This is a genomic window from Caulobacter sp. 17J65-9 (assembly GCF_010975005.1).
In the GTDB taxonomy this organism is placed as follows: Bacteria; Pseudomonadota; Alphaproteobacteria; order Caulobacterales; family Caulobacteraceae; genus 17J80-11.
In genome coordinates this window covers 1-7823 of the sequence record NZ_JAAIVC010000171.1, presented here as the reverse complement: position 1 = coordinate 7823, position 7823 = coordinate 1, and the positions used below count along the sequence as shown (strand labels likewise).

The 7823-nt window shown below is 70.6% G+C and carries 7 protein-coding genes and 1 pseudogene; 3 read left to right on the top strand and 5 right to left on the bottom strand.

The window, feature by feature from the left end:
• Positions 1-603, top strand: a pseudogene (locus G3573_RS18355) (polar localization protein TipN); the annotation flags it as partial.
• A gap of 41 nt (positions 604-644) precedes the next feature.
• Here G3573_RS18355 and G3573_RS18350 read toward each other — a convergent pair.
• Positions 645-1805: an MFS transporter gene (locus tag G3573_RS18350; RefSeq protein WP_163263137.1), complete on the bottom strand. Its 1161-nt coding sequence runs from the start codon at positions 1803-1805 to the stop codon at positions 645-647.
• Between the two features lie 62 nt (positions 1806-1867).
• On the opposite strand from G3573_RS18350, the gene G3573_RS18345 reads away from it, so the two are divergent.
• Together G3573_RS18345 and pip are read left to right on the top strand one after the other, a co-directional pair.
• Positions 1868-2242, top strand: a complete 375-nt coding sequence (locus G3573_RS18345) for a DUF423 domain-containing protein (protein ID WP_163263136.1) — start codon at positions 1868-1870, stop codon at positions 2240-2242.
• A gap of 26 nt (positions 2243-2268) precedes the next feature.
• Positions 2269-3243 (top strand): prolyl aminopeptidase, encoded by a 975-nt coding sequence (gene pip / locus G3573_RS18340; RefSeq protein WP_163263135.1) that lies wholly within the window; start codon positions 2269-2271, stop codon positions 3241-3243.
• 115 nt (positions 3244-3358) lie between these two features.
• Here the strand turns inward: pip and G3573_RS18335 are convergent, their stop codons facing one another.
• From G3573_RS18335 to G3573_RS18320, 4 genes are all read right to left on the bottom strand, one after another.
• Positions 3359-4000: a DUF6173 family protein gene (locus G3573_RS18335; RefSeq protein ID WP_163263134.1), complete on the bottom strand. Its 642-nt coding sequence runs from the start codon at positions 3998-4000 to the stop codon at positions 3359-3361.
• A gap of 51 nt (positions 4001-4051) precedes the next feature.
• Positions 4052-5206, bottom strand: a complete 1155-nt coding sequence (gene rodA, locus G3573_RS18330; RefSeq protein ID WP_163263133.1) for a rod shape-determining protein RodA — start codon at positions 5204-5206, stop codon at positions 4052-4054.
• Positions 5203-7236 (bottom strand): penicillin-binding protein 2, encoded by a 2034-nt coding sequence (gene mrdA, locus G3573_RS18325; protein WP_163263132.1) that lies wholly within the window; start codon positions 7234-7236, stop codon positions 5203-5205. Before mrdA ends, rodA begins: the two co-directional genes overlap by 4 nt.
• The coding region (locus G3573_RS18320; protein WP_346427415.1) for a hypothetical protein at positions 7233-7823 on the bottom strand (591 nt) is incomplete at its 5' end. The genes G3573_RS18320 and mrdA, both read right to left, overlap by 4 nt.

Below are 7823 nucleotides of genomic sequence, written 5' to 3'. Positions count from 1 at the left end.
GCGCCGCGCATGCCCGCGCCGTCCGAGGCGCCCGCGCGCCGCGAACGCCGTCCGGAGCCGGAAGCCCCCGCGGCCCCGCCCGCCGGCCTGCGTCCGCGCCTGAAGCTGACCCCGACCGCGACCGACGACGAGTTCAAGACCGTGTTCGACGCCGCCGGCGGCAAGAAGGAGCCCGACGGCTGGACCTGGCGCGACCTGCTGGGCGGCATGGACAAGGCCCAGGCCGGCGAGCCGGAGGTCGACGACGAACACCTGGCCGACCGCCTGATCGACGAGATCGAGGCCCTGGGCGTCGATCCCAACGCCCTGCTGCCCCGCGCCCGGGTCGAGGAAGCCGCCGCCGCCTTCCACGAAGGCGACCCGGACACCGCCCGCGAGGTGGTCCGCCGCGTGGCCCCGGCCGCGATCCGCCGGATCTCGCGCCGCGTGCTGTCGGACAAGGGCCTGCGCGCCCAGGCCGAGCGCTACGTGACCCGCTACGAGGAACTGCTGGAGGACGCCCGGCGCAAGGACGAGGACGGGTACATGACCATCTCCCTGCTCTCCTCCGAACCCGGCCGCACCTACCTGCTGATCGACGCCGCCATCGGCGACCACGCCTGAGGCGATCCCGTTCCGGATGGACGACCATCCGGAACGGACGCTCAGCCCTTCGCCTCGACCATCCGGCGCAGGCGCAACACGCCGACCAGACCCAGCCCCGCCATGGCCGTCATGGCCAGGTAGCCGCCCGCGCCGTAGCGGTCGTACAGCGGCCCGGCCATGATGGTCCCCAAGCCCGTCAGCAGGCCGCTGGACAAGGCCGAGCTCAGGGTCTGGGCCGCTGACGAGCTCTCCCGCGGCGTCAGCTTCTCGATGATCTGCAGGCCGCCCAGGAACGCCGCCGCGAAGGTGAAGGCGTGCAGCATCTGCAGCGGCCACAGCCAGGCCAGCGGCGGGGCGAACGCCATGGCCGTCCAGCGCACCATCGCCGCCGCCCCGCCCAGCATGACCAGCCGCCAGGGGCCCATCCGGCGGCGGAACGGCTGCATGAACCACATGAACACGATCTCGGCCGCCACGCCGGTCGCCCACAGCAGGCCGTGCCAGGCCTGCGGGACGCCCTGCGCCTTCCAGCTCAGGATCGAGAAGCCGTAGTAGAAGGCGTGCGCCGCCTGGATCAGGCCGAGCGACACGATGGCGGTCATGAAGGTCGGATCGCCCAGCAGCCGGCCCAGGCCCGCGAACCGGTCCGCGTGGCTGGTCGTCACGCCGTCGTCGGCCACCGGCTCGTCGGGCAGAATCCGCCACGCGGCCAGGGCCAGCAGGGCGTTGACCACGGCGACCCAGACGATGATCAGCTCGGTCGTGTAGATCGCCAGCAGGGCGCCCATGGCGACGTTGGCGGCGACGAAGGCCAGCGAGCCGATCCCTCGCGGGCGGGCGTAGTCGAAGCCGTCCTTGCGCGATCGGCGCAGGCAGAACACGTCCAGCAGCGGCAGGATCGCGCCCAGGCACGAGGCGGCGACGAACCATAGCGGCAGCCAGGCCGCAAAGCCCCGCGTCAGCGCCATGCCGACGTAGGCGCAGAAGGTGACCGAGGCCAGCACCGCCACCGCCGTGCGCCGCAGCTGGAAGCTGTCGGCCCACACGGCCAGCAAGGGGCCGGTGACGATGCGGGCCAGCATGGGCGCGGCCAGAATCACCCCGATGTCCGCCCCGCTAAGCCCCTCGGCCCGCAGCCACAGCGAGAGGTAGGGCAGGCTGACGCCGGTGCCGGTGAACAGCAGGGCGTAGGCGACGGAAATGCGGGAGGAGCCCTTCACGGGTTTCCGCTTACCAGATTAGGCGCCGCGCGGTAGGGCTGCCTGCGCAAACGGAGCCCGCCATGTATCCGCAAGACCGCGCCGCCGTCCTGTTCGCCGCCGCCAACGGATTTGCGGCGGTGGCCCTGGGCGCCTTCGCCGCCCACGCCGTGAGCGATCCGCAGGCGGTCGCCTGGCTGCGGACCGGTTCGGCCTACCAGCTGGCCCACGCGGTCGCCGCCCTGGCCTGCGCCGGGCGCTCGCGGACCGCCGCCCTGCTGATGAACCTGGGCGCGGCGGTGTTCGCCGCAACGCTTTACGCCATGGCGCTGGGCGGCCCGCGCGTGCTGGGCGCGGTGACGCCGGTCGGCGGCGTTCTGATGCTTGCGGGCTGGGCCGTGCTGGCCTGGACGGCGCTGCGGACGAAAACGCCGCCGCACGAAAAACTTGACGGGTGACCATCGGTTTCGGAGACAGGAACGCGATGGCCGCCTTCAATATCGACGCCGCCCGACGCGGCCTCTATCCGGAAGTGGAACCGTTCGCCTACGGCTGGATGCCGACGGGTTCGGTCCACGAGGTCTATTACGAGGAATGCGGCGCGCCCGGCGGCAAGCCGGCCGTGGTGCTGCATGGCGGTCCTGGCGGGGCCGTGAACCCCGGCATGCGCCGGTTCTTCGATCCGAACGCCTGGCGCACCGTGCTGTTCGACCAGCGTGGTTGCGGCAAGTCCCGCCCGCACGCGGTGCTGGAAGACAACACCACCTGGACCCTGATCGAGGACATCGAGCGGCTGCGCGAGCGCTGCGGCATCGAGAAGTGGACGGTGTTCGGCGGCTCCTGGGGTTCGACCCTGGCTCTGGCCTACGCCATCACCCACCCCGACCGGGTCGAGGCGCTGATTCTGCGCGGCATCTTCCTGCTGACCAAGCGGGAGCTGTCCTGGTTCTACCAGGACGGGGCCTCCATGCTGTTCCCCGACGCCTGGGAGCGCTTCCTGGCCCCGATCCCGCCGGCCGAGCGCGACGACCTGATGGCGGCCTACTTCAAGCGCCTGACCCATCGCGACCCGGTGGTGCAGACCGAAGCGGCGATCGCCTGGAGCTCGTGGGAAGGCGACACCATCTCCGTGCGCGGCCCCGAGGCCCGGCCCGACAAGTTCGCCCAGCCCGACTTCGCCACCGCCTTCGCGCGGCTGGAGTGCTGGTACTTCGTCAACGGCGGCTTCATGCCGGAAGACGGCTGGATCCTGAAGAACATCGACAAGATCCGGCACATCCCCGCCTGGATCGTGCAGGGCCGCTTCGACGTGGTCACGCCGATGGAGAGCGCCTGGTCGCTGAAGAAGGCCTGGCCCGAGGCCCGGCTGGACGTGATCCCCGACGCCGGCCACGCCTCCACCGAACCCGGCATCGTCGACGCCCTGGTGCGGGCCACCGACACGGCGCTGAAGCTCTAGAGCGCGATAGCCGAAAGTGGACGCCGGTTTCGGCGGCCATCGCGCTCTAACTCTAAGAATTCAGAACCTTCTCGTCCGCTTCGGATGATTCCATCCGAAGCGGGAAGACTCTAGGTCAGGGACGCTCGCCGCGGCCGGCGGGCGTCTTTCCGGTCACGGCCTGCGGCTGGCCGCCTTGCGGCGGGGCCGGCGCGTTGTCGGCCGCGGCCTCCTCCATGCGCGAGCGCAGGGCGAAACCGATGCGGCGGGCGGGCCTCGCCTCCTCCTCGCGCGGCAGGGCCGACAGCAGCACCGACAGCTGCTGGTAGTGCTGGATCAGGCGAACGGCGCGGCCGTGCTGGTTCTTGCCGTAGAACATGATCAGGTCCGGCCCCCAGAAGCCGATGTCGTCGACCCGGAAGGCCCCCTCGCCGGGCGCGCCGACGATGGTGGCGCCGATCTCCTCGTCGGCGCTTAGCCTGTTCTCGAAGTCCTCGATCATCCGGCACAGGCGCTCGAAGGTCCATTCGGCCGGATTGGCCTTTGCCTTCATGCCGGCCGCCATGACCTTGGCGTCCTCCGGCGAGGTCCAGGCGCTGATCGGCACCAGGGCCTGAGCGTCCTCGTCAGGCGTGGAGGCCGCGTTGCCGTTCGCGGCGGGCGGGGTCGCCGGCGGCGCGGAAGGCCCGCACGGCCCCAGCCCCTCGCCCGTGGGGGCCTCCGGCGAGGCTTCCACGGACAGGCGCAGGGCCAGCTTGCGAAGGTCTTGATCGTCCATGCCTCGCCAACCGGCGGAGGCCCGGGACGTTCCGGCGCGGCCGGGGCCTTCTTAGAAGAAGAACCCGCGGCCGCTCGGCAGCTCGAGATAGCGGTGCACCCGCGTCGACATCACCAGGCCGAAGCCGATCATCACCGTCAGCATGACGGTGCCGCCGTAGGACAGCAGCGGCATGGGCACGCCCACGACCGGCGCCATGCCCATCACCATCGCGCCGTTGATCAGCACGTAGAGGGCGAAGGTGGCGGTGACGCCGGCCGCGCTCAGCCGCCCGAAGTGGCTGTGCGACAGGCTGGCGATGCGTAGCGCGATCAGGATGACAGCGGCGTAGAGCAAGAGCAGCGAGAAGCAGCCGACGAAGCCGAACTCCTCCGCCAGGGCGGCGAAGATGAAGTCGGTCTGCTTTTCCGGCAGGAACTCCAGCTGGCTCTGCGAGCCCAGGATGTAGCCCTTGCCCAGCGGTCCGCCCGAGCCGATCGAAATGGTCGACTGCATGATGTGGTAGCCGGACCCCGACGGGTCGGATTCCGGGTCCAGGAAGGTGAGGATCCGCTTCCGCTGATAGTCGTGCATGACGAACATGACGAACGGCGGGATCGCCGCGGCCATGCCAGCCACGCCAGTGAAGATGATCTTCCAGCTCAGGCCGGCCATGAACATCACCGCAGCACCGGTCAGGGCGATCAGCATGGCGGTGCCGAGGTCGGGCTGGTGGGCCACCAGCAGCACCGGCGCGCCGATCATGGCCGCCGGGATCAGCAGCTTGAAGGAGAACGACGCGTCCTTGGCCGAGGCCCCGTGGTAGAACCGGGCCAGGGCCAGCACGATGCCGATCTTCATGATCTCGGACGGCTGGATGCGGGTGAAGCCCAGGTTCAGCCAGCGGGTCGCGCCCATGGCGGTGTAGCCGAACAGCTCCACGCAGATCAGCAGGATCAGGCCGAGCGCGTAGACCGGATAGGCCGACGCCATCCACACTCGCAGGTCCACCAGCCCCAGCGCGATCATCAGCGCGAAGCAGAGGCTGAAGCGGATCAGGTGGTTGGCGGCCCAGGGCTCCCAGGAGCCGCCGGACACCGAATAGAGCATCATCGAGCCGGCGCCGGCGATGGCGAACAGCAGGCCGGCGAAGCGCCAGTCGATCTCGCTGAACTTGACCGAAAGGCGGTCCCGCTCGCCGGGACGCGTCAGGGCGGAGGCGGTCACGTGGGCGTTCCTTGCGGCGTTCCTTGGGGCGTGCCTTGCGGCGCGGGCGCCGCGGGCTCGGAGCCGATGAAGCTGTCGGGTTCGTCCTGCGGCGCGCCGCTGTCGACCGGGGCCGCGGGCTCGACGTAGGGCTGTTCGATGCGCTTGCGGATTTCCGGATCCTTCAGCAGCACCACCTTCATGATCTCGCGGGCGCGCGGCGCGGCGTCGGCGGCGCCGCCGTGCGGGGCGTGCTGGATCAGCAGGGAAATGGCGTAGCGCGGGTCGTCATAGGGCGCGAAGGCCACGAACCAGGCGTGGTCGCGGTAGTTCCAGTCGGCGAAGTTCTTGCGCGACTCGCCGGCCCGGTAGTTGCGCGCCTGGGCCGTGCCGGTCTTGCCGGCCATCTGGATGGGCCCAAGGCCCAGCTGGCTGGCGCGGTAGGCGGTGCCGGTCACGTCGTTGGCCACCGCGGCCATGCCGCCGCGCACGATCTCCAGGTGCTCGTGCGGGAACGGCAGGTCGGGCACCGCGGCGCCGGAGGGCTGCTCCACCCCGCCGATCGACTTGATCAGGCGCGGGACGACGGCCTTCTTGGTGTTGGCCAGACGGGCGGTCATCACGCAGAGCTGCAGCGGGTTCACCGCCAACGCGCCCTGGCCGATGGCGTAGCTGGGCGTTTCGCCCGGCCACCAGCGCCGCGCGTCCGGGTTGGACGCCTTCTTGAAGTATTCTTTCTTCCAGGCGGTCGAGGGAACGATGCCCTTCTTCTGGCCGGAAATGCCGATGTCGAAGGTGTCGCCCAGGCCGAACGCCTTGGCCACCTCGGCCAGGCGGTCCGGGCCGATCTCCAGCGACATGGTGTAGAAGTAGGTGTCGCAAGAGTTCTTGATGGCGTCGTGCAGGTCCTGCGAGCCGTGACCGCCCTTCTTCCAGCAGCGGAAGGTGCGGCCGCCGAAGCTCCAGCCGCCCGAGCAGTGGACGCGGCGCTTGGGGTCGATGCCCGCCTGCAGGGCGGCCAGGCCCGTCATGGTCTTGAAGGTCGAGCCCGGCGGGAAGGTGCCGGACAGCGCCTTGTCGAGCAGCGGCTTGCGCTCGTAGTCGGCGAGCGCGCGATAGACCTTGGACGGCACGCCGCCGACGAACAGGTTGGCGTCGAAGGCCGGGGCCGACATCAGGCACAGCAGGTCGCCGGTGCGGATGTCCATCACCACCGCGGCGCCGGATTCCTCGCCGAACACCTCGAGCGCGCGGTTCTGGACGTCGGCGTCGAGGGTGAGCACGACCTCCTTGCCGGGGACCGCCGGGCGCGAGCCCTCCGGGTCCTCGCCGACCACGCGGCCGCGCGCGTCCACTTCGACCTTCTGGCCGCCGGGCACGCCGCGCAGGTCTTCGTCCAGCGCCTTCTCGATGCCCTGCTTGCCGATCCGGAAGCCCGGGTGGAACAGGATCGCGTCCGGCGACTTGCCGCCTTCCTTGGCGCGCGCGACGTCCTTGTCGGACACCTTGGCGACGTAGCCGATGACGTGGGCGAAGGCCCCGCCGAACGGGTAGAAGCGCGCCTCGTTCATGTCGGCCATGACGCCGGGCAGTTCGGAGACGTGCAGGTTCACCCGCGCGAACTCCTCCCAGGTCAGGTCGTTGGCCACCGGCACCGGGGCGAAGCGCGGGCTCTGGTTGATGTCGCGGATCATCGAGCGGCGGCGGTTGGCCGTCTCGGGCACCAGCTTCTCGACGGCGTCGAGGGTGGCGTCCAGATCCTTGGTCTCGTCGCGCACCACCAGCAGGCGGAAGCTGGGGCGGTTGCCGGCCAGCACCACGCCGTTGCGGTCCAGGATGCGGCCGCGCGGCGGCGGGACCAGGCGGAAGTTGAACTGGTTCTCCGCCGACATGGTCTGGTAGCGGCCGGTCTGCACCAGCTGCAGCTGGCCCAGACGCGCGCCGAGCGCGAGGATGCCGGCGCTGGTCAGCCCGCCCATCAGCATGGCGCGGCGCAGGAACCCGCCCTGACGTTCGTTGACGTCGGAGAAGAAGATCGCCGGTTCGCTCATCGGAAGCGCACGTCCCCGTCGTCGAAGCGCTCGATCAGATTATTGGCCAGCGGAAACAGCAGGACCGTCACCAGGACCTGGAAGAAGGCGCCGACCAGGCTGGGCGCGGCCTTCACGTCCAGGGCCGTGAACACGTAGCCCAGGGCGTAGGCCAGAATGGTGGCGCCGACGTACCAGCCCAAGAGGGCGCGGACGTCCTGGCCCACGATCAGCGGCCGGGCGAACAGGATCACCCCGTAGGCGCACAGCAGGCTGAGCGCCCACAGCCCCATCGGCCCGCCCCACAGCAGGTCGAGGAACAGGCCGACCACCAGCAGCACCGCCGGGGCCAGCATGGACGGCCGGATCAGCGGCCAGGCGAAGGCCAGGACCATCGGAAAGATCGGCTCCGGCAGGGGGAGCCTGAACAACCGCACCGGGGTGGCGAACACCAGGGTGGCGGCGACGACAGCGAGCGCAGGGTACCCGATCCAATGAAGCGGGCCCACAACGCGGACCGCGCGGCCCCTCATGGCCGGCCCCCGTTGCCTTGAGCCGGGGTCGGCGCGGTCGCGGCGGGCGCGGCGGCCGGAGCCGCGGGCCTCGGC

Bases quoted from the DNA above. Each gene is read 5' to 3' on its own strand.
- G3573_RS18335 (WP_163263134.1), bottom strand. From the start codon at position 4,000: ATGGACGATCAAGACCTTCGCAAGCTGGCCCTGCGCCTGTCCGTGGAA.
- pip (WP_163263135.1), top strand. From the start codon at position 2,269: ATGGCCGCCTTCAATATCGACGCCGCCCGACGCGGCCTCTATCCGGAA.
- mrdA (WP_163263132.1), bottom strand. From the start codon at position 7,236: ATGAGCGAACCGGCGATCTTCTTCTCCGACGTCAACGAACGTCAGGGC.
- G3573_RS18345 (WP_163263136.1), top strand. From the start codon at position 1,868: ATGTATCCGCAAGACCGCGCCGCCGTCCTGTTCGCCGCCGCCAACGGA.